The 22,226-nt window shown below is 31.5% G+C and carries 24 protein-coding genes; 4 read left to right on the forward strand and 20 right to left on the reverse strand.

Going from position 1 to position 22,226, the window contains the following annotated elements; translation table 11 throughout:
• Positions 1-70: 70 nt before the first annotated feature.
• Together ACZIYX_RS19595 and ACZIYX_RS19600 are read right to left on the reverse strand one after the other, a co-directional pair.
• Positions 71-970, reverse strand: coding sequence for a serine hydrolase (locus tag ACZIYX_RS19595; protein ID WP_462683957.1), 900 nt, complete (start codon positions 968-970; stop codon positions 71-73).
• A gap of 2 nt (positions 971-972) precedes the next feature.
• Positions 973-1,926, reverse strand: coding sequence for a hypothetical protein (locus tag ACZIYX_RS19600; RefSeq protein ID WP_462683958.1), 954 nt, complete (start codon positions 1,924-1,926; stop codon positions 973-975).
• Positions 1,927-2,367: 441 nt separating this feature from the next.
• On the opposite strand from ACZIYX_RS19600, the gene nhaD reads away from it, so the two are divergent.
• Both nhaD and ACZIYX_RS19610 read left to right on the forward strand, forming a co-directional pair.
• Positions 2,368-3,669 carry a sodium:proton antiporter NhaD gene (nhaD, locus tag ACZIYX_RS19605; protein WP_462683959.1) on the forward strand — a complete coding sequence of 434 codons (1,302 nt, stop codon included), beginning with the start codon at positions 2,368-2,370 and terminating at the stop codon, positions 3,667-3,669.
• A gap of 79 nt (positions 3,670-3,748) precedes the next feature.
• A complete protein-coding gene (locus tag ACZIYX_RS19610) occupies positions 3,749-4,306 on the forward strand; it encodes a hypothetical protein (RefSeq protein ID WP_462683960.1) in 558 nt (185 codons plus the stop codon).
• Between the two features lie 226 nt (positions 4,307-4,532).
• On the opposite strand, the gene ACZIYX_RS19615 is transcribed toward ACZIYX_RS19610, so the two are convergent.
• The 10 genes from ACZIYX_RS19615 to ACZIYX_RS19660 form a co-directional block, all read right to left on the reverse strand.
• Positions 4,533-5,594 carry a mandelate racemase/muconate lactonizing enzyme family protein gene (locus tag ACZIYX_RS19615; RefSeq protein ID WP_462683961.1) on the reverse strand — a complete coding sequence of 354 codons (1,062 nt, stop codon included), beginning with the start codon at positions 5,592-5,594 and terminating at the stop codon, positions 4,533-4,535.
• Between the two features lie 53 nt (positions 5,595-5,647).
• Entirely contained in the window at positions 5,648-6,448 is an 801-nt protein-coding gene (locus ACZIYX_RS19620) for a creatininase family protein (protein ID WP_462683962.1), read from the reverse strand.
• Positions 6,432-7,955 (reverse strand): hypothetical protein, encoded by a 1,524-nt coding sequence (locus ACZIYX_RS19625; protein ID WP_462683963.1) that lies wholly within the window; start codon positions 7,953-7,955, stop codon positions 6,432-6,434. Before ACZIYX_RS19625 ends, ACZIYX_RS19620 begins: the two co-directional genes overlap by 17 nt.
• A complete protein-coding gene (locus ACZIYX_RS19630) occupies positions 7,952-9,025 on the reverse strand; it encodes a DUF1611 domain-containing protein (protein ID WP_462683964.1) in 1,074 nt (357 codons plus the stop codon). Before ACZIYX_RS19630 ends, ACZIYX_RS19625 begins: the two co-directional genes overlap by 4 nt.
• A gap of 12 nt (positions 9,026-9,037) precedes the next feature.
• Entirely contained in the window at positions 9,038-10,099 is a 1,062-nt protein-coding gene (locus ACZIYX_RS19635) for a pyridoxal-phosphate dependent enzyme (protein ID WP_462683965.1), read from the reverse strand.
• A 417-nt stretch (positions 10,100-10,516) separates the two neighbouring features.
• Positions 10,517-11,788, reverse strand: coding sequence for a cation:proton antiporter domain-containing protein (locus ACZIYX_RS19640; protein ID WP_462683966.1), 1,272 nt, complete (start codon positions 11,786-11,788; stop codon positions 10,517-10,519).
• A gap of 1 nt (position 11,789) precedes the next feature.
• The gene (locus tag ACZIYX_RS19645) at positions 11,790-12,497 is read right to left on the reverse strand and encodes a hypothetical protein (protein WP_462683967.1); all 708 of its coding nucleotides are present in this window, start codon (positions 12,495-12,497) and stop codon (positions 11,790-11,792) included.
• Positions 12,498-12,504: 7 nt separating this feature from the next.
• On the reverse strand, positions 12,505-14,898 hold the full coding sequence (locus ACZIYX_RS19650) for a hypothetical protein (protein ID WP_462683968.1): 2,394 nt from the start codon (positions 14,896-14,898) through the stop codon (positions 12,505-12,507).
• A 369-nt stretch (positions 14,899-15,267) separates the two neighbouring features.
• Entirely contained in the window at positions 15,268-15,450 is a 183-nt protein-coding gene (locus ACZIYX_RS19655) for a hypothetical protein (RefSeq protein WP_462683969.1), read from the reverse strand.
• 81 nt (positions 15,451-15,531) lie between these two features.
• Positions 15,532-15,723: a hypothetical protein gene (locus tag ACZIYX_RS19660; RefSeq protein ID WP_462683970.1), complete on the reverse strand. Its 192-nt coding sequence runs from the start codon at positions 15,721-15,723 to the stop codon at positions 15,532-15,534.
• 314 nt (positions 15,724-16,037) lie between these two features.
• Here ACZIYX_RS19660 and ACZIYX_RS19665 point away from each other — a divergent pair, with 314 nt between their 5' ends.
• Positions 16,038-16,568 (forward strand): mechanosensitive ion channel domain-containing protein, encoded by a 531-nt coding sequence (locus ACZIYX_RS19665; protein ID WP_462683971.1) that lies wholly within the window; start codon positions 16,038-16,040, stop codon positions 16,566-16,568.
• Positions 16,569-16,718: 150 nt separating this feature from the next.
• On the opposite strand, the gene ACZIYX_RS19670 is transcribed toward ACZIYX_RS19665, so the two are convergent.
• The 5 genes from ACZIYX_RS19670 to ACZIYX_RS19690 all read right to left on the reverse strand — a co-directional run bounded on the left by ACZIYX_RS19670 (position 16,719) and on the right by ACZIYX_RS19690 (position 19,309).
• Positions 16,719-17,552, reverse strand: a complete 834-nt coding sequence (locus ACZIYX_RS19670) for a mechanosensitive ion channel family protein (protein WP_462683972.1) — start codon at positions 17,550-17,552, stop codon at positions 16,719-16,721.
• Between the two features lie 27 nt (positions 17,553-17,579).
• Entirely contained in the window at positions 17,580-17,762 is a 183-nt protein-coding gene (locus tag ACZIYX_RS19675) for a hypothetical protein (RefSeq protein ID WP_462683973.1), read from the reverse strand.
• Positions 17,763-17,768: 6 nt separating this feature from the next.
• On the reverse strand, positions 17,769-18,338 hold the full coding sequence (locus ACZIYX_RS19680) for an RNA polymerase sigma factor (protein ID WP_462683974.1): 570 nt from the start codon (positions 18,336-18,338) through the stop codon (positions 17,769-17,771).
• A gap of 204 nt (positions 18,339-18,542) precedes the next feature.
• Complete coding sequence (locus tag ACZIYX_RS19685) at positions 18,543-18,713, reverse strand: hypothetical protein (protein ID WP_462683975.1); 171 nt, start codon at positions 18,711-18,713, stop codon at positions 18,543-18,545.
• Positions 18,710-19,309 carry an RNA polymerase sigma factor gene (locus tag ACZIYX_RS19690; protein WP_462683976.1) on the reverse strand — a complete coding sequence of 200 codons (600 nt, stop codon included), beginning with the start codon at positions 19,307-19,309 and terminating at the stop codon, positions 18,710-18,712. The genes ACZIYX_RS19685 and ACZIYX_RS19690 overlap by 4 nt, the downstream gene beginning before the upstream one ends.
• 142 nt (positions 19,310-19,451) lie before the next feature.
• Here ACZIYX_RS19690 and ACZIYX_RS19695 point away from each other — a divergent pair, with 142 nt between their 5' ends.
• Positions 19,452-19,877: a tellurite resistance TerB family protein gene (locus tag ACZIYX_RS19695; protein WP_462683977.1), complete on the forward strand. Its 426-nt coding sequence runs from the start codon at positions 19,452-19,454 to the stop codon at positions 19,875-19,877.
• A 284-nt stretch (positions 19,878-20,161) separates the two neighbouring features.
• On the opposite strand, the gene ACZIYX_RS19700 is transcribed toward ACZIYX_RS19695, so the two are convergent.
• The 3 genes from ACZIYX_RS19700 to ACZIYX_RS19710 form a co-directional block, all read right to left on the reverse strand.
• Positions 20,162-20,851, reverse strand: coding sequence for a hypothetical protein (locus tag ACZIYX_RS19700; RefSeq protein ID WP_462683978.1), 690 nt, complete (start codon positions 20,849-20,851; stop codon positions 20,162-20,164).
• Between the two features lie 253 nt (positions 20,852-21,104).
• Positions 21,105-21,335, reverse strand: coding sequence for a hypothetical protein (locus ACZIYX_RS19705; RefSeq protein WP_462683979.1), 231 nt, complete (start codon positions 21,333-21,335; stop codon positions 21,105-21,107).
• A gap of 136 nt (positions 21,336-21,471) precedes the next feature.
• A complete protein-coding gene (locus ACZIYX_RS19710; RefSeq protein ID WP_462683980.1) occupies positions 21,472-21,660 on the reverse strand; it encodes a hypothetical protein in 189 nt (62 codons plus the stop codon).
• Positions 21,661-22,226 lie beyond the last annotated feature (566 nt).

Raw genomic sequence — 22,226 nt, forward strand, 5'->3', positions numbered from 1 at the left:
ATTTTTGGTAATGTTATAAAAGAGTATACAAGGGGGGATATACAAATATGTATTTGTTTGTTTTCCTTTGCTACTGCTCATTCAATACTTTTTCTATAGGTACTACCAGGTTTCGTATAATTTGCTCTCCATTTTTATCATTTACAAGTGCAACAAGAATATATCGTCTGGAAGGAGAACCCCATACCAAAATAGAATCAGAGTGATAGGTGCTCCAGGAACCTGATTTACGAAACAAACGTACACCAGGGGCAATTTTATCTAATGTGCTCACAAATTTATGGTGCAACGATGGGTTTGTCATTATATCCAGCATTTGTGCCGAACGTTTTTTATTAACTAATTTGCCTTGAAAAAGCATATAGTAAAATCTGCATACCTGGGTAACAGTAGCAGCGTGGCTTAGGTTTTTTAATGGCTCTCTATTGGTAGGGCCGCCTGCGGCATATCTTTTACCTACCCAAAGTCCGCCACCAGACTCTTTGTCATAAAGGTTGTAGCGATCACTTGTTAGTACGGCTTCAATTTTATCATAACCTATTCTGTCTATCATACGGGTAGTTGCCTGATTGTTGGATTTACTAATCATCATTAGCATATCGTGCTTTATAGCAGGCGTTTCTTTAAGCTCACCTTTATCTATAGCATCTATAGAAGCCAATAAAACTGCAATTTTGGGAAGACTGGCAGCATACATCATTTCATTACCATTAACTCTGGCAAATCTTATATGTTCTATATTTTTTAAATCTACAATACCAACTGCCATTCTTTTTTGGGATATCAAAGATTTCCATTGTTTATTGTTGTTTAGGGTTTTTTCTAATTTATACTGTAATTTATGATCAAATAATTCTTTTAACGGAATGGTGGAATCTACAGGAACATTAACCGGAAGCTCCTGTGCTGCCAAAATAAAGCACGAACCTATAAAAAATAACAAAATGGTTTTAAATAGTATGCTTTTCATTTTTAAGCTTTTAGTAATTGAATGGCAAATGCTACTAATATGCTAACTATAAGCCCTATATTGACTTTTGCAAGATCTTTAAATATTATCTTATAAGTGTTTTTTAGTTTTTCTTTTTGAAGAAGGTAAATGATAGCAATTTCCCTACCTGCCAAAATACCTATAAAAGCCCATGTTGTACTCATGGGGATAGTACTTATAGTTCCCAGGATGTACAACAAAATACCGTAGCATAAATCTATTATTGTTGCAGAGCGTATGTTCTCGACATTAGATTTTTGATTTACAATCTGCTGGATTTTTCCGCCACGACTTTTAAATATATAAATTGTGATGATCAAAATGATTCCTAAAGAAATCAACAACTCATGCAGCTCAAGTTTTCTGGGTAAGAAGACATAAATATTAGCAAAATCCTGAATTAACCATTGAGACCATAAAAAACCTGTAGAAAACCATTGTGCCAAAAGCCAATGTTTTTTCTGCTTTTTAATATTCATTAATCGTAATGAAGCATTAGATTCAAATATTTTGGAAATTATAAGATAGATAAGCAGCGAAGATGTAAATGCCAGTGCATATCCCAAAACAGATTTAAGGATCATTTTTTCTATAACCTGACTTGTTGAAAACACGCTGAGTATCATAAAGGTAGTGCTTACAGGAATCCCTAATCTGGTAATAACCAAAAGAGATACAGGAGCTAATAGATACCACCATTGTAATTCGTTGGGTAATGGGATTTTATCTAATCTGCCATAAGATACATCGCCATTATGGGTATACCACCCATAAAATAAAGTTATGGTAAGGATACTTCCTGCAAATAACCAGAGTAAAGCCCAGTGTTTTTTTTTGTTGGAAGCCAAAAAAGTACCTAAGGTTTGAATAACATCATTGGCGATAACGGCGTATGCTGTTATAATAAAACCCACATAAAAAATAATATACTGCATCTATTTTTTTGTTTATTAGATATTCTGACACATATTGCTTAAAAAGTCACTTGTATTGATAAAATATTTAGGATAAAAAAATAATATGATTTCTTATTAAACTGTCGGTTTAGAATACTATTTTTAATCGATATTATAGAGTTTAACCCCTTATTAATGGTCTGACCAAATAAACCCTAAAATTATACCAACATGCTCGTTCATTCTTACTTATAAAAAACTTTTGCAGCTATACTTTGGCTTAGCTTTGTACAAGGGCTATGCAATAATTTTGATGCTTCAAATAGGAAAAAAGCAACTTTGCATTTTAGCATATTTTTAGAACTTATTTGGTACAATTGCTTGGGGTATGCCCCAAAAAACTATATAGTATAAGCACACCCGTGAGCTTGCCTTCGGGGTTATTGGTTTAAAAATTGTAACCTTTTAATACGTAAACAAATGTATACCATTATTCTAATTGTTTTTGTACTTGGATATCTTTTAATTGCTTTGGAGCATGTTATAAAAATTGATAAAGCAGCAATCGCACTTCTTACGGGTACCTGTTGTTGGGTTTTATTTATCTATGGTGGAAAAATACTATTGCCCACAGTTAATGCAGAAGAAATTTTGCATTTTATACCAGAAAACCTGAGAGAACATATTGGGGAGATTTCAGAAATCTTGTTTTTCTTGTTGGGAGCGATGACCATTGTCGAAATTATAGATGCTCATGAGGGCTTTTCTGTGATTACAGATAAAATAAAAACCAATAACAGAATAAAATTAATATGGATATTATCTATTATAACTTTTATTCTTTCCTCGGTTTTAGATAACCTAACCACCGCGATTGTTATGTCTGCATTACTTAAAAAATTAATGACAGAAAAAAAAGATCTTTGGTTATTTGCAGGTATGGTAATCATAGCGGCCAATGCAGGGGGGGCATGGTCACCAATAGGAGATGTTACTACTATAATGCTGTGGATTGGCGGGCAAATTACGGCAGCAAATATTATTTTAGAAGTTATAGTACCAAGTATTGTTTGTTTGTTAATACCACTAATAATTGTTTCTTTTCGGTTTAAAGGAAATATAAAAAAACCAGACTTAAAAGAAATAGAAGATCATAATGCCATGGTTAGTGATTTTGAAAAAAAAGTAGTTTTTGGACTAGGGATTTCGGCCTTACTTTTTGTTCCTGTTTTTAAAACCATTACGCATTTGCCTCCATTTATGGGAGTTTTATTTGGGTTAAGTATTATTTGGATTGTGACAGAGATATTACATAAAAATAAACTTGCAGATCACAAAAAGAGCTTGTCTATAGTTGGCGTATTGCAAAAAATAGATACACCCAGTATTTTGTTTTTTTTGGGTATTCTAATAGCAGTTGGAAGCTTGCAATCTGCAGGACATTTAACCGATATGGCGCATTTATTGGATGCAAACTTGAATAATATTTATGCTGTAAATGCTGTAATCGGCGTTTTATCTTCTATAGTAGATAATGTGCCATTAGTAGCAGGAGCAATGGGTATGTATTCTATAGAGGTTTATCCTGTGGATCATACTTTTTGGGAGTTACTGGCATATTGTGCAGGGACAGGAGGAAGTATTTTAATTATAGGCTCTGCTGCGGGTGTAGCAGTTATGGGAATCTTAAAAATTGATTTTCTTTGGTACTTAAAAAATATTTCATTTCTCGCATTTTCTGGATATGTAGCAGGGATTCTTGTTTTAATTCTAATGGGGTAAAGCAGAAATACAGAGCAAAATCTTTATAGATTGACCGTTTACACTAGTGTTATCTCACATTTTAAAAAAAAAATCAGAATTGAAAAAATATAAATCAAATTTTAGTATAAATCAAATTGGGCTCTTTCGATTTTATAGTGGTATAACAATAGGAATTATCTTAAGTTTTCTTTTAGATTATTTTTTCCTCGGTCTCATCAAGTTAAGCGATTTGATGATAGCTATGTCTAAAGGGTATAGGGAAATACCATTTAGTGAAAAGCTAACATTTTATTACTCTCTTTTCTGGAGTTTATTATCAATAAGCCTTGCTTTTAGTTTCACTATCTATTTGTGGACAAGTAAACCGGTTTTAAAAAATAGACGAGAAACAAGAATAAATAGAATTGCTCAAGCCAACTCATTTTTCATTTTCGGAGTAATATTTTTATCTGTTTCTCGGCTTATACAGTTTTATATAGAGTTTCATGATGTAAATTATGAAATTAAAGAAGAAGTTGGTGTTTTACTCTTTATGCTTCCATGGAGTTTTATTTCCAAAGTTTATCAATCAACAAAACCATTTTTGATTTCCTTAATAATATTTATAATTTACGGACTAATACTGAGCGGAATAAAACATGAGATAATATCATAAATGAAATCAGAGCAATTTGGTGCTGGATCGAAAGGTTATTTTCTTTTTGCAGTGATACTAAAATTTTTATAAATTGAATAAGAAATAAAAATGCGCAGATAAATCGATTATTTAGCGTTATTGAAGATTCTGCAATGGATTGACCGTTTACACTAGCGTATATTGAAGATGTTGTAATAGATCGTCCGTTTACACTAGTGTTAAAGATCAGGTAGATTTGTGATTCTTAAAAATTAATTACACCTAATCCCGGGTTTTTTGTAGGGTATAATATTCCTTTTTCAAGTTTAAATAAATTTTTGAAAGGATCATTTATCATATCTAGATGACCATCCAAATCCGCATACTTGATATTTGGTCTGGACAAAGCAAAATGTAATCCCGCAGATATGCCCAATCTGCACTCATCAATACATCCTACCATTACCTCTATATTTGCGGATTTGGCTACCGAGTTTATGTGCATTCCTTCTACAATACCACCAACTTTCATTAACTTGATATTAATCATATCTACAAAATTATTTTGTGCTAATCGAAAAACATCCTGTAAACTTTTAATTCCTTCGTCTGCCATTACCGGGATATTTGTTTTTTGACTAACCAGCCCCAGTTTTTCACCATTTCCTACTTTGGTAGGCTGTTCAAGAAATTGGATGCCAATATCTTTTGTAGCTTCAAAAAAGGCTATTGCATCGTCTACAGAGTATCCTTGATTACCATCAAATCGCAATTGTATATTGGGAATTTTTTTGTGCAGGCATATCATTTTTTCGATATCGTTTTCGAGAGAGAGGCCTCCTTTGATTTTTAAAATAAAAAAACCTTGAGCAACATATTCTGATGCAATTTTTAATGTTTCCTCTAATGGTAGTATACCAATAGTAATGCTGGTGGGGATACTATTTCTGTACCCTCCTAGAAATTGATATAGAGGAACCTCCATTTTTTTGGAAACAATATCCAAAAGTGCCATATCTACCATTGCCAGGGCAGAGGATTTGACAGAAAGAAGTGTTTTAAGTCCTTCTAATGTTTCAGATAGCATAAAAGGGTTTCTTCCTAATAAAAACGGAATGATATTGGTTTTTATGTTTTGTTCTACCTCATTCGGGGTTTCTTGGGTTACCATAGGTTCGGGAGCTGCACAACCGTACCCTACGAGCCCCTTGTCTGTTTCTACTTTTAAGATAAAATTAGTAGCTCCCGATACTGTTTCGTATGCAATAGTATATGGCGAGGAAAGCGAAAGTTCTATACGTTCGTAGGATACTTTAGTTATTTTCATAGTATTTTAAAAAAATGTTGATCTTTTCTGTTTCAAGCGTTTTACAGCTGTTTTTAATATCGTTTTTGATATAGATCTTCCAGTGGTGTGTTTTTAATAGATTCTACAAATCGCACCATGTTTTGAATCATTACCTTCCACATTTCCACCCCTTTTTCTGCGGTTGCTTTTGTAGCGTCCCCCATTATTCCGCTTTCTGAAATTTTATTGGTACGTACATACCAACTTACACTGCGATCGTCATCAAAATCCAAAAAAGTACTTCCAAATTGTAAGGTTTCATTTTCGGCTTTGTCCATTTGTACCATATCTGGTCTAATAGCAAGTGTGGTACTGGTTTCGATCTCTCCGGCATGTGCATCATTTGGGGTGTCAATAAGGTTAAGCAAATCTATATCGCTTGTTTCGCCGGTATCTACACATACAAATATTTTTGCATCCCGATTAATCATTTGAGCAGCATAACTTAGGGTAGGGGCATTATCTCCATGACCATTAAGAATAATAATTTTTTTGATCCCATTTTTGGCAAGGTTCATTCCCAAATCATATACAAATCTGGATAAAGCTTCATTGGTAACACTTAATGTTCCTTTAAAATCTTCATGGTGATAGGAAACGCCAAAAGGGATAGGGGGGAGTACCAATGGTTTTGGGTCCGGGCAGGCTTCGGCAACTTTGTATGCCATATATTTTGCATCAAAATAATCAACATCTACAGGTAAATGAGGGCCGTGTTGCTCAATAGCGCCACATGGCAAAATTACTGTATCCATTGTTTTTAAATACTCTTCCAGCTCTGGCGAGGTTTTAAGTTCCCAAAGGAAACTTGGTTTTTTATGTTGTTCTTTCATTTTCTTTATTTAGGAAATAGGAAGTTTCTAATTCCTCTTTTTCTATTGTAAATGTATGCCATTTTCGTTCTCGTAATTGTACTATGCCATCACTATATTTTATAAAAATATCGAGTAATGGTTTACGTATGTGATTTGGTAAATCCGAAAGCATACTTCGTTCATTATCAAAGCGTAGTTTTACAATTTCGTTGTGTTCTTTTGCTAATTTGGTGGTGTGTTCATTTTTTTGGATAAGGGATTTGCTTAGCAATAAATGATACAGGTGTGCAGCATCGCTTCCAATTTGTTTTACACTATGTTTGGCAAGCGCTTCTAATCCTTTAATTATTTGGTCATCATTGTATCCACAACGTTTGGGATCTTCATCTAGGGCATTGAGCATGCCAACAATTCTTCTGCATTTTTCGCAATTACCACAAGGAAGCATTTTGCCATCTTTTTCGTGAGCAGCATGGCAGGATACCTGTAGTTTTTGTAAATCCGGATACCGTTTTACCAGTATTTTTAAAATAAGTAGCTCAGACAGGCTTCTCAAAACAGAATATTGATAAATATCCCATCCTTTTTTTTGATAGTATCGTGTTAAGGCATTATCAAAATATTTGCTTTGGTCATACAAGGCATTGTAATGGGAGATGCCATTGTGATTGCCTTTTACAGTAGTGTCATATTCATTGCCTATCAAAATATTGCCTATACCACGTTTGCGTGCCACAGGAAGTACACCAAATAAAAACACGGCTACGGTCCAAAGCCTGATTGGATAAATATCGGCACGAATGTTTTGAAAATTTTCTTTGATAAATGGCATTTGTTTTACCATCCAATTAAATATGCGATCGCTATTGCACCATGGTTTGACTGTATTAGGTTCGTTTTCACGGAAATAGTTATGCGCATTTACTGCTGTAAACCAATGTCTTCCGGATTCGTTTATAAAAACAGGGTGTGCTTCTCCTATTTCTTTAATTATCCCATAGGTTAATAAACTATCTTTTCCGCCACTGCTTAAAATAGCATATTCATTTTTATTGGTGATGCAAGAAGTTTTTTCAACTTTTAGGTCCTTAAATTGTGTGTTAACAAAGATTAGATTTGCTGCGGTATATTTGGATAGTTTTTCGGGTTGAATAGAGTCAAAAGGAGGTTTTAGAAATTCGTTTTTAGTAAAGAATTTATTTACCAGAATCTCTTTGGATGTATTTTCTGTCATGTCCTTTAAAAAACGTTTGTCTACCTCTTCAAAAAGACCATCAAACTCGATAGTTTCAAAAAATAATCCGTAGTTAAGGGCTACTTGCGAGAGCATCATACTGGCAAGGTTAACATCCTGAGCATTTTTTTTGCTAAAATAAACTTGATTATAGGTGTAAATAAGATCATTGCTAACAAGGGTTCCATCTTTTTTTTGAATAGAATAGGTAGCTTTTACCCGTTTTGGTTCTATAATAATTTGATGTACTTTTAGTAATGGAAATACTATAAGGGATTTAATAGTACTCATCGTATTTCGTCTATTAATATATCTATTAAGTCGCTGGCTCCATGTGCTAGAACATCAAATGCAGGCAAACCGGTTTCTCTTGTAATCTCTTTACATGCTGGTATAATTTCTTCTGGCAACATTTCTTCGTGATTTACTGTAATAGCGATTACTTCTTTGCCCGAGATAACCTCGATAGCATTAATTTGCTCTTTAAGTGAGTGTAGTTTATACCCGGGAAAACCGTCATATTCTACTCGTTTAGGGGCGTGTTGTAAAATAACATAGTCTGGTCTTCCTGCCGCCAGAATCTCAAAACCACCAGGATATGCGGGATTCATTAAACTACCTTGTCCTTCTATTACAATAACATCGGGTTTTTCGTTATTATAAGCGCTAACAACGGCATGTTCGATTTCTCCGGAAACAAAATCATTAATACAGCTATCCATAATCATACTATATTTTGCTCCTTGCATCCAGGCGGTTTGCCCTGTTCCAATCATTTCGGCTTTACGGCCTCTTTTTATAAACTCGTGCACGATTAGCCATGCTGTTGTACGTTTTCCTATTGCAGAATCTGTTCCCAAAACGGCTAATTTTAAACAATTTACTTTTTCAATTTCTCCAGAAAAAAAATGTAATTCATCCCGGTTAGGTGTTTTTCTAACGTCTCTGATACGGCAATTGTTTTTCGTGGCAAGGTTTACCAAAGCTTTGTCATTAGATAAAAAATCATGCAATCCACTATCGAGGTTCCAGCCCATTTCGAGAGCTTTTTTTAAAGTACCTTTTGCTTGTTCTGGTAATCTGCCTCCGTCTGGGGCTAGTCCAACAACCAAAGTTTTTGGAACCATACCCGTATCTGTTAATTCTTTTACGGCAGATTCTATATTTTTAAATATTGGAATACCATTTTTTTTGCCATCCAGTACTTTTCCTGCATCTTTTCCAGCATAATTACTGTCAATTATACCTACTACATGGTATCTTTCTGTAAATCTTACAAGCCCGTGAGCTGTTTTTCCGTTTGGGGTATTAAATGCACCTTCACAATACACCAAAGCTTTTCCGTCTATTGATTTTTTCATTTTTTTTATGTTTTAATATTTTGCTGTCAGAACCGCAACAAACCTGTCTGGTTCTAGATCTATTTTTTCATCTAATTCTAGTAAAGCAATGAGTCCCGATGTTGAAGCGGGCAGAATACGAAGCCCCTCCTTTTTTAATAAAAAGGAACTCATTTCTTTCATTTTTTTATCACTAATATTATAGGCATCTCCATTTGAATTTTGAATTGCATACAGGGCTTCTTCTCCATCAAAACTATGCCAGTTAATTAGTGGCTCGTTATATTTGGTTTCTTTTATAGCTTCTGGATTCAAATCCTTGCAATAATCTAATCCTAGTTTATAGGATTGAATTATAGGGTTTTTTTTGGTTGAAGAAGCAGCTATCATTTTGGGGATTCTTGATGTTTTTCCGCGTTTGTACAAACTTACAAACCCTCTGTAAATACCGGCAAACAATGTTCCGTTGGATACGGGGGCGGCACAGTACTTGGGGGCATCTCCAAGTTCTTCGACAATTTCATGTGCTATTTGCGAGTATGCGCTTATTTGCAAAGGGGTGTTTGCGCCTCCCGGATTAGCATCATACCAATCATTTTGTGCAGCTAGTATGCTACTGTGTTTTACAACATCTTCATAGCTGCCCTGCATTCGTATTATTTCGGCATTAAGGGTTTCCATCTCTTTTATACGATCTGTATGAAAAGATTCGGGGATATATATTTTACAATGTATACCTGCCAGATTTGCTGCCAGGGCAACTGCAACACCATAATTACCACAAGTAGCCAGAGAAACTACATCATACTCTCTTCTTAAGGCATCGTATACCTGGGCAAAAGCGATCCGGTCTTTTTGTGTGCCGGTAGGATTATCCCCTTCATATTTTATATACAACTGCCGTATGTTAAATTCGCGTTCTAGTGTTTTTGCACGGTTAAGACCAGTGTCTCCTATTTCAAGATTTATTATATCTTCATAGCTTTCTAGTCTGTCCACCAATGATTTACTTTTGTCTTTTACAAAATCACTTAATTTCCTGGTTTCTGACGACACCTTATTTTCGGCTGTTTTTACACCATCTCTTAATATCATCCTTTTGTTATTTAATACTTTAGTTTTGTTGCTTAAACTTAATTGTCAATGTAGTTTAGATAAGGTTTATAGTATTGGTATGGGATCGAAGATCTGTAAATCAAGGGTTATTGATTTGCATTTTGACAAGATCAATATAACCCCCGAATACCTTTTTACATTACCATAACAACATTGATAATTCTGATTTAAAATTACATTTTTTGGGACACCAAATATTTAGAAAGTCACTTTTTTTCAGAGCTATTTTTTATAGGTCTACAGAAATAGACTAAACAGTTTATCGATAGGGTGTTATTGTAGTTTTATTATATGTCTGCAGGTCTGAGTTGATGTTTAGTGTTTTTAATGTAAGGTAAAGAAGATGTATTCTCTTCATTTGTTTACGGCAAACAAATGAAGAGAATACTATGTTTTTTAAATAGTACCAGAATCCTCTACGGCAGGGGCTTTCCATTTAATGGTTCCTATTTTTCGTTCGTTGGCTATCTTCATTGCATTTGATGCTCTTTTTTTATCATAAATCATTGCTCCTGTCATTATCAAACTTGTACCAATAATTACAAATAAAAGTATTCCTGGTTCAAAAGTAGAAATCTGCGCTTCTTGCGGGATGGCATAAAACAGCAATACTGTTATAAGACCTCTGGGGGCTATAAATAATTGGGGTATAATATCTTTGCCTACAAAAATGCGCAACAATATAAAGCGTATAACGTAGATAGATATAATAATAAGGCTGCTTATTCCTGCTACTTTAAGGTCTAATAAAGAGGTTATGGTTATAGTAAGCCCAAAGATTACAAAGAAAAAGGTTCGTACTACAAAAGCAGTTTCTGCGGTTATGGTATGTAATTCGTGATAAATATGATGTGCTTTTTCAAATTGAAGGAATCTGGAGAGTTTACCTTTAAAAAAGAGTTTCATATTTGCTATGACCAATCCAAAAATTAGAATGATGATAAGAGATGACAAATGCATTTGCTTGCCCAGTGCGTATAGCAATAAAAGAACTGCTATTAAGAGAAATAATTTGACTTGGCTTTTGATGCGTTGAAAGATTAAGATAATGGCATAACTGGCTACTAAAGATATTATGATTGTTAATGCCAGATTTCCTGTAAAACCGGCAACTCCACTATCTTGAGCCGGGTTTGATTTTCCTATCAAAAAATAAAACATCATAATACCAAGGATGTCTGAAAAAGTACTTTCGTAGATATGAAATTCTTTTTTGTCCTTATGTAATCCGGATACACTGGGGATAATTATTGCACTGGACAATATGGATAAAGGAGTTGCGTATAACCATGCAGATTGCATGGTCATTTCGGGGATAAAATTATATAAAATAAGAGCGGCAATCCATGCAGAACCTACTAATCCTATTAATGCAATGGCCATGGATTTAAGAACAGGGATTAGTTTTTCTCTTTTAAGTTCTAATTCCAGGGCAGCTTCTAGTACGATCATAATTAATCCAACGATACCCAGGACTTCCAAAATGGGGAAAAAATTTAAAGAGTCTGCGTTAAAATATTTTAAAGCATATTGTAATATAACCCCCAATACAATAAGCATTAGTACTGCGGGGATATTTGTTTTTTTGGATATTCCGTTAAATAAAAAGGATAAAATGATAATAACGGATACTTCGATAATCAAATAGTAGGAATTTAAAATTTCCATTTTATAGTATATTATATGTTAAACCTGTTTGTATGTTATGATCTTTAAAAAAAGCAATCAATTCTTCAGTAGAGCTTCCATGCTCTAGGGTGTATTGTAATTTCCATTTTTCAGGATCTTCACTTTGTGTAATTGTTGGTGCATCGTTATAACTGAGAATTGGATTGTCAAAAAGTAAATCGAGTACTTGTTCTTGGGTAAGACCAGTTTTTATGTACAAAGTTTTTCTTAGCACACTATCTTTGTCAGACTGGATCGTAAAACCTGTTTTTTCTATGTGTGCATAGTTTAAATAATGTTCTCCTTCTTCTGTACTAATAGTAATGCCAAAAGGCATGATTTTTTCAATTTCTCCCTTAAAATCCCCTATTTTAACAGAAGCTTCTTCTCTAAACAATGGATTGACCTGAAAAAAGATACCATTGATATAATTTTTGATGTAGGAGTAACCAAAAACACTTACTATAATTAGTAGTATTGTATGGGTAATATAATTGATAGATATAAAACCCAAAATCATAATCAATACGGCAACGGGATTGTAAAACAAGATTGTTTTTTTAAGTATTATAATAAATTTTTTGTTTCCGATATTTCTTTTGGCAAACCGATCTAACAGATAAATGATTAGTCGTAAAGCCCAATAGCAAGCGACTAGTAAAATAAAAAGCGACCAGAGCTCGTTCCACGTATTTAATGTTGAAATCATCTTTGTTTTAGTTGGTTATATTTCTGTATTTAAGAGATTCGTATATATCATTGCTTACCACCGTATTTAATTTTAATATACCAGAGTTATTACGTAATAAAATTTTGGTGTTGATTAATCGTTTTAAGGCAGATTGATAGATAATATATTGTTTGCCTATAAAATTTTTGAGTAAGGTTTCATGAATATATTTGTACAAAAAAACATATTTGAGTATGATAATTTCTTCTGAAGTAAAAAAGTCTTTAAATATAAAATCTTTTTCTTCATAAATAACATTGTTATTATCTATTACCGTAGTACTGTAGGTCCATGCTTGCAATATTTCGCCTATATTATGGTTTAACTCTTTGCTTAATTTTAAAACCTCTTTTTTTATATGTTTTGGCGGTATTGGTTGTCCATCCGGGTAGATTATAGTTTTATGGGCTGCACCATGGCGCAGCAATACGGCATCGTGTATTTCTTTAATACTTGATTTACTTAGATTAATGACCGAAGTAAAAGCATTAGAGAACAACAATCTATTGTCAAGATGAGCTTGCATTGCCGGAGATGTAGAGACCATAAGGTAAGTGTTACCAGATTCGGATTCCATAAATTGAATGGTGGCTCTTATATTATCCAGTAAGGATGATTTTTCGTCCCTCCATAGCTCTATATCATCAATAATGATAAGGGGCTTAATATTGTGCGAATGGTTTTTTATGTATTGAAGGGCTTCTTTGAGATCATACGAGGTTTTAAATTTTCTTCCTTCTATGGTTATAGTAGTATCTGCAGATAGAAATATGATATTTTTACCAAAGTATTTTTTGGTAATGTACTCCATAAAAGTAGATTTTCCGCTAAGATGATTTCCTAAGATTAATGTGGATTGATTAAAGCCTTCTTTCCATAAAGAAACACTATTACTAAGTGTTTCTTCTGCTTCTAAACGGGGTACTAAAAATAAATCCCCAATAAAGTTTTTATTTAAAAATAATGTATCATAATGGGCATTGGATTCTTTATACATCCTGTGGTTTATACATTTTATGGTAGCTTCTAACCGGCTATGGTTTTCTGAATGGCTGTATGGCTCGTATTTGGAACTAAAATCACTAAAAAAATGTTTTATCCTGTTTTTTAAACGAATAAAAGCACCTCCTTTTATAGAGGCGTATTGTGTGATAGAAGATTGTAATGATACTTCCAAAAACTCTTCTTTGTTATATATGTTTGTAGCAAGAAACTCCTTGTTGATTTTATTGTGAATATGGGCTATAGAAGATTCTTGTTTTATAGAGTTTTTTGATAATGTCTCCCGGATTTCTTTAAGTGTTTGCAGTTGGGATGGTATGGCATCCAGAGAGTCCTTGTTTTTTGACAGGATCAGACTACTTTTTAAATTTAAAAGACTATGATTTAAAAAAGAAATCATGGTTGTTTTTGTGTCCCATATTTCTATTAAAAAAGGTAAAGATTCGTAATCCAACCATTTTTTTACAGATTTATTAAAATCTGTTTTTCTTTTTTGTAATATCCCTTCATTTGTAGTGACGGGCAGATTAATTTCTTTTAATTTTTTTGTTTCGGCCTCTATAGTTCTGGTATAATTTTGTTGTTGTAAACTACTTATGTCTGTTTTAGAAATTGTTTTCTCAATCCAGGAATTAACCTCGCTTATCTGGCTTGTAGATTTTATATTTTTGATTTTCTGGATAGTTTGTTCTAATGTTTTATTAGATACTTCAATCTCTTTTTTAGCATCTGCACAGATGTGGATCGTAATATTTTTAATGGTCTTAAAAACTTCTATGATTTCATCAAAACTTGTACTGGATTTTTTAATTTCATTCAACTGGTTTAATCCTGTAAGAAATTGCTCCTTGTATATATGCCAGGGGTTTTGTTGATGTTTGATCTTTAAAGAGGTTTTGTTGCTGTTTTTTTTGGTTCTTTGGGTATTCTGAAATTTATTTATAGATACAACCATATAATCAATTGCTTGTTGTAACAAGGCTCTTGATTTTTCAAAATGGCTATAAAGGGCTTCTTCAGAGATTATGTCTTCAGATTTTTTGCTTTGAGCTATCTGAAGCTGTAAAAGAACATCCCGGTGAATTATCACTATATCTTTAAATAACCCGGGAAAAGTATAATGTAAAAAATCGATTTCAAGAATATCTATTGTTTTTTCTTCCTGTAATTTGGTTATTTCCAGATCTCCTATTGCTATGTATTGATTGGATAAACTAATAAAATCAGATAAGATTACTTGTGCAAGTTGGTTTCCAGAGTTGGTTTTTTTTAATTGTACAACATAGTTTTCGATTTGATTAATAAGCTTTTTTGAAGCAGATAATACTGTTGCTTCAAATTTTTCTATTGGATTTTCGTTCATTTCAATGATTTTCAATTTTGATCTGCTTTTTGTTTAGACAGGTATCCTTTATTATATGCCACTTTGATTGTTTTTTGAAAAACGATTTTTAAAGCTAATCAAAATAAATAAAAAAAGAGCCTTAAAACGGCTCTAAAGAATAATCTTAAATTATATTAAGCTATATATAAGCTCCTTATTTGGGATTTGTATTTATTTGTTTGTTTGTTTTGAACCGGATACAGTTCCTGTTTTTTTTTGCATAGATCCTCTTGAATGTATTGAAAAACCTTTATTTATTATAGCAAGCAAAGCAATATTTGATTTCATACAATTTGAATTAAAGTTATTTCTAAAGAGTTAGACACTTAATATTTAAAAAAGTCACTTTGTAGCTTTTGAACTTTATATATTATTTTGTTTTTTTATGATTTTTGATTTTCCGGCAAGCTTTTTAACATCCATTTTTGCATCTCCATACACATAAGTTTTACTTTTTCCTTGTGCATGTAACTCCAGGTTTTTACCTACATAAATATACTCATTTGTTTTGTTTGAGGCATTGAGGTTAACCAAAGATGTTTTCATTTTCTTAGCGTCCGGTACAGAATAATCTTCAATATTAAAGATTGCTTCATTAGAATCTCCATCTAATTTTAATTTGGCAGATTAGCTAAGGGACACGTTGGTTTTATTAGCTATGATATGTCCTTTCAGGTCTGTTTTATCATTCATTAGTATAGCAATATTTTTGGATTTTACTTTAATTTTACCACTAGCATTATTATACAATTCTATTATGGCATTGTCTGCGTTAATATCTATGTCAAAACGACCAGAATTGTGGGCACAGATATGCAATTTATCTAAAGAGAATTTTCTTTTAGTGGTAACTATGGCATTGTTTTTAAAGAATCATTGACTTCTATAGTGTTAAAAGTTTCAATGATTTCTTTAGTTATTCCTGTAGCTATTCTATTATCTTTTATTCTTGTTTTTTTTGTGTAAAAGTGAATAATTGAAAAGAAAATAGGATGACAAATAGTATTGTTTTTTTCATTATAGAATAAGTTTGTTTTTATATGGAGGTACTTATTTTTTTTAAGTCACATTTATTGTTTTTTTGTTCGTTTATATTAGAATATGAAATATTTTTGTAAGAAAGAAAGAGTTCGATGTTTTTGGTTGCCTACAAACAAGAGTTATTGCATACTGCCATATTGGTTATTATTGTTTTTTTGGTGGTTATAATTACCAAAAGTGCGATAAGAAAGTTTGGTTTTGTAAGATCGATTGAAGTAAACAGAAGAAAACTAATCTATTACTTAAGCTATTTAATCATATATATCTTTGCAGGATCTGCATTGGCTGTAATATGGGGAGTGGATTTAAAACAATTTACGGTTTTTATATCTTCGGTACTGGCTGTATTAGGGGTTGGTTTTTTTGCACAATGGTCAATTTTATCTAATTTAACAGCAAGTGTAATTTTATTTTTTAGTCATCCATTAAGAATAGGGGATAGGATACGTGTTTTGGACAAAGATTTTGATTGGACGGGAGAGGTTGCAGATATTACAGGTTTTTATCTTTTTATGAAGACAGATGATGGAAGAAATATTACAATTCCTACATCTTTGATTATGCAAAAAGGAATAGAGATTCTTGATAAAATAGAAGTTGAAGATGCAGAGGAGTATGATTAGTTTTGGTTGCTCTACAAAGCTATTGCGGCTATTGATTTTAAAAAAACAAGAATAAACATGATCCTAAGGGTATAATTACTTATAGGACCATGTTTTTTATAATAATTCAAGTAGTTACCTGCTATATGTGTTCTTTGTTTAGATTCGTTTTTAAGTTCGTTTTTTTACTTCGACCTGATTTTCTACAATATCTTTGATTGGCAGAATTATTTTTCCGTTTATGGTATTAAGGGTTATGCTAATATTATCTATAGCTTCAATACTACCTTCTATATCTTTTATTTTTACGGTATCTCCAATTTCATAATTTTTTCGGGCATAAAATGTTCTAAGAAGATCACCAATTATTTCTTTGGATCCTAATCCAAAGCCAATAGATATAGCTAATAAAAAAGCCCCCAAAATAACTGTTACATTATTTGTCACCACTGTAGTATCAATACCTGCTTGATTTAAGGCGGTAATGGTTATAATTATTGCTATTATATAAAATACCAAAGCACTTATGATTTTGGAACCTGCCAGATCAAAAGATTCATAAAAACCTTGTATTGCTTTTTTTACAAATTTTGCGATATAAATACCTGTCATAAATATAACAATAGCGCTAAATAATCTTGGTAAATACCTTAGCAGATTGCCAATCTCCTCAGATACGATTGTCCAACTCATAATGTCTGAAGCAATAATCAAGAATACCAGAAACATTATCCATTTTACAAATATTACAATAGCATTGGCTATCCCGAATTTGATATCGGTTTTGCCAAACAATTTCATCTGATTTATTTTTGAAGTAAGTTGGTCTATTTTTATAAATTTCAATACTCTTTTTAATAGAAATACAATAATTTTAGTAATTATCCATCCTAATAATAAAATAAAAATAGCACCTATTATATTTGGCAATGCAGTCATAATTTTTTCTCCAATTGCAGATAGGGATGTAAAAATAAGTTCTTTCCATTGCGTTATTGTTTCCATATTTTTTTGATTTGTTAAAAGTGAATATTACGATTTTTTTTTGTTTTTTAAAAAATTTGCCATGGTTGTTTGGTAATTGCTGGTAAATAGTGCAGTAATATCTGTAACTAGTTTTAAAGAGGCAATTTCAGACATAATTCTTTCTTTAAGTTCTTTTGGGACTTCCTTGTTTGGATTACCTATTTTTTTAAAGGGATTTTCTCTTACCATACTTTATTATATAGAATTGTACATTTCGATAATTCTTGATTTTGCTCTTTTCAACCTCATTTTGACTGCACTTTCGCTAATATTTAATAATATTTCTAATTCTTTTATAGAAACATCATCTTGGTATTTTAACAATAAAATAGATTTATCGTTTGGATCAATAAGTTCTATGGCTTTTTGCAATTTATCAACCCGCATCTGAAATAAACTATCATCATTAACCTCAGTATACAAATGAAGTTCATCGTCTTCAAGAACATCAGAGCTTTTATTAATTTTATTTTCTTTGTCTCTGTTTACATAATTTACGCATGAATTATAAGTAAATGCATATAACCAGGTAGAAAACTTAGCTTGTTTTTTATAACTGGATAGTTTGGTGAATAATTTTAAAAATATATCCTGTGTTAGATCTTTTGCTTCTTCTTTTGAATTTACAAATCCATAACATTTATTGTAAATTTTTTGGGCATATCGATCATATATTTCTCCAAAAAGAATAGCATTTTCCTGTACCACAATTTTTTCTACAAGTTCCTCATCTGTCAGCTTTTGGAACGGGGCATTGTTTTTCAATTTTGGTTTAATATTAGTTTCTTGTATTTTAAGACACTAATCATTTAAAAAAGTCACTTGGGTATATTTTAATCTTCATTTGGGGTAATTTCCCCACGAGTTTATCTCAAAAACAAAATATATTGCCTTGTGATTCCACCCGGGTTGTTGATTGAAAAGACTTCAAAAATATAGATAGATCCAATTTTTAAGAAGATAGGTAAGTTATTTTTTATTCTTAAAATAACTCTCTACTACCGAAGGGTATTTTATAAAAAACAAATCCCCAAATTCCATAATTAATTTTATAGATGCAACTTCTTTCATCATACTTTCTTTGATTTCTTTGGGAGCTTCTTTGTTGGTTTCAAGATCTTTAAATGGATTTTTATTCATGGTTTCATTTTGTTATGTGCTTGAACTACTTTTATTTTAGCTCTTTTTAATCTCATTTTTACGGCACTTTCCCCAACATTAAGTATGGTTTGCAGGTCTTTTACAGAAACTTCATCCTGATACTTTAATAAAAGGATAGCTTTATCTTCGGGGTCAATAGTATTTAGTATTTTTTCTAGTTTAGATACTTTTATTTCAAAAAGTTGTTCGTCATTAATGTCTTCATCTTCAGATAAATGGTGTTTGTGGTTTTCCATAGTATCAGAGAGGTTGTCCATTTTTTTCCCAAAATCTCTTTTTAGATAATTTATACAAAAATTATAGGTAAATGCATATAACCAGGTAGAAAATTTAGAATTTCCTTTAAAAGTATGTAGTTTAATAAAAAGTTTTAAAAAAACATCTTGCGTCAGGTCTTTTGCTTCTTCTTCATTTTTAGTAAAACTATAGCATTTGTTATATACTTTTTTACTATACCGGTCATAAAGGGTGCTAAATAAAAGAGAGTTTTGAGAAGAACTAATCTTGTACACTAATTCTTCATCGGTCATTGTTTTAGAATCTTTAAAAAAAGAATCGGGCTTTTTATTTATCAATACAAAAAATAATCTTTTTAGAAGAGTCACAACAATCTGAGATTTACAGGATATAGGTTTGTTTTGTTGCCAAATTTAATTAAAAATGTGACCTAAAAATTATAATAGTGTCATAATACTGTAATTTTAAATAATTATAAATATGTCAATCGTAGAATTATATGAGTCTGGTACTCAAAAAAATAATATAGCACATTTTGCTGCTATTGTTAATATTGCAGCAATAGATGGAAAACTAAATGAAGAAGAGATGAATTTGCTTTCTAAATTTGCCAGTAAATTAAATATTGAAAAAGAACAATTTGATGCAGTTGTAAAAAACCCTAAAAAGTTTTCAATAGCTCCCGTTAATTCTAAAGAGGAGCGTTTGTTGCACTTATACGATCTTTTTAAAATGATATTTGTGGATCATGATATAGATGAAGAAGAAAGAAACCTAATTTTTAATTATGCAATATTATTAGGGTGCTCTGAAGAAAAAGCGAAAGAAGTTATTCAAAAATCAATTAAGATTTTTAGTGGAAATATTGATTTTGAAACATATCAATATTTAGTTGAAAGAAAATAATTAAGAAATAAATTCATCATCCTCTATTTGTATTCAAATCTGTTTTATCATTGGGTGTTAGGCTATTTATTAAATTAAAATTACGAGATTGTATAATAAAAGCCGAATATGGTTTCTATACAAACTATCCTGTGCTTCGACTAAGGATATTGCGAGAGGTATATGCGATAAAATCCCTTGGCTATACTTATGTTTGAATAGGTTACTGGTTTCTACATTTTTTGTGAAGTAAAGTAGAATTGAATTAATGAATGCTAATTCTTGCTTATTTTTAAACATAATAATTATTCATTGATTATAAATAATCTTGAGTTTTTATGTAATCCGGGAAGGTATAGCAGACATTTTTTATTAAATAAATTCAAAATTTTAAACTGATTATGATTATGTAATTCTTTAAAATAAATAGTTTTTTTTAGCGAAGAAATTTTAAAATAATCTAAATAAACTGGACATATTAATGGACCTCCTAACCTTCCGCCACCACAAGTCGATGTATGTCCAATTACAATTTTCTCAAATGGTTCTAAAACATAATCATCATTATATAAACTAGTAATATTAAATACTGGGTTTTTGTCACCTCTATTTTGCCAGAATAGTGAATCTAATAACTCTGGTATGTAATTTGGCGGTGAAAACTTGTGATTTTGTGTATAAATTGTATCATTTATCAAGTCTAAAGTAGTATGTAAATAAATTTTAGGTTCTGATTGTTGATCAACTTCATTTTCTGTAGAATGACTTTTAGATTTATCGATTTTAAAATAATATTTTTTGCAATCTGTAAAACTGGTACAATCTGAAATCATAATAGAGTCTGAAGACACAGCAGAATTATCTTTATGAACATAACTTACTATAATACATTTATTTTCTTTAATAAAAATCGCTTGTATATCTTCCTCTTCTTCACTAAATAATTTTAAATTTAATTTTTCATGATTTGAAATTTCTTTAGAAAAAGTTGGCATTTCAGGGTATTTGTCTTTTTGTGATTTTTGATAATCACAAGAAACAATTAGACATAACAGAAGATAAAACAGATATTTATACATACATTATTTTACCGGGGGTTAAATTTTATTTTTTATAGCTTGTCGTTTTTTTAAAATTACCACAAACTTTGAATGTAAAATGGTATTACACAATCTGCATACCTTACTTAGTAGATATAATTCAATTATACAAAAGTCTCATTGGGTTAAAATTATGTATGCGTACAATTTATTGATTTTGACTCTTTTTATATAGCTCTATCGCCTTTATATAATGTAAAGCACCATTCACTGTCATGTCATTAATAAAACCATCGAGTTCAGGATGGTTTTTTCTAGTCCAACGAACTAAAGAGTCCACTTTTTTTCTCCAAATATCCCAATCCACATTTTCACATTCTAACTCTTCAATTTTCGATATTTTTTCAGAATTAAAGGAGATTTTATACTGGCATGTCATAGGGTTGTTTTTTAAAAACTCATTACGGACAGATCTTAAAGTAACAGAAGCAATAATCTGATTGTTTTTTTCTTGTAATTCATCTATTGTATACGATGTTTTAAATATAGAATCCCATTTAAATACCTCATAAAAACTAGTATGGCATTATATAATCTCCAGAAATAATCGTAATACTATCGCTTAAAACCGTTTTTATGGTATTAAAGTTGGCTGCATCTCTGGCATTATAATATTTAGTAACGGTCTCGAGATGATTTAATTTTTGATTATTATATCCAGTCAAAAAACACAAAAGAAGCAATAGAAGAAAACTGTTTTTCATTAAAGGCTGTTTTTAATTCACATTGTGGAGTTTAGTTATGTAAGTCTTCCTCGAAAACAAAATATATTTTAACATGCATACCTCTTGGGCTTGCCTCAAAGTTATTAATTAAATAATACTCTAGCCCTATGTAGGAACGATAATTATTTTAGATCTGTTTATCTCAAAAACAAAAAATCCTCATCAAAAAGATGAGGATTTATGTGACCTCGGAAAGACAAATGTCGAAATAATTTGAAAATGAATTGCTAAAAATCAGAGAGTTAGTAGAGTATTTTAAAGTTGCTTAACAAATTTTAACAATAGGGCGTATATGAGATTTATACTACGATTTTTCCAGAAGTCACTTTTGAAGATTTTTTTACAAGAGTATTAGTGTTATGTATCGATAAAGATATGATTAGTGGTCATACATTAAAGAATTTGAAAAATATAAACATCCAAAACAAGTCGCTTAATGGTTGTTTAAATTTGTCCTAAAAACGTTAGGAATTCCACTAAACATTTGGCGGCAAAACCAGGAATGATTGCCGTGCTGCACACCTGGGGACAAAACTTACAATTAC

Source organism: Aquimarina sp., assembly GCF_977115655.1.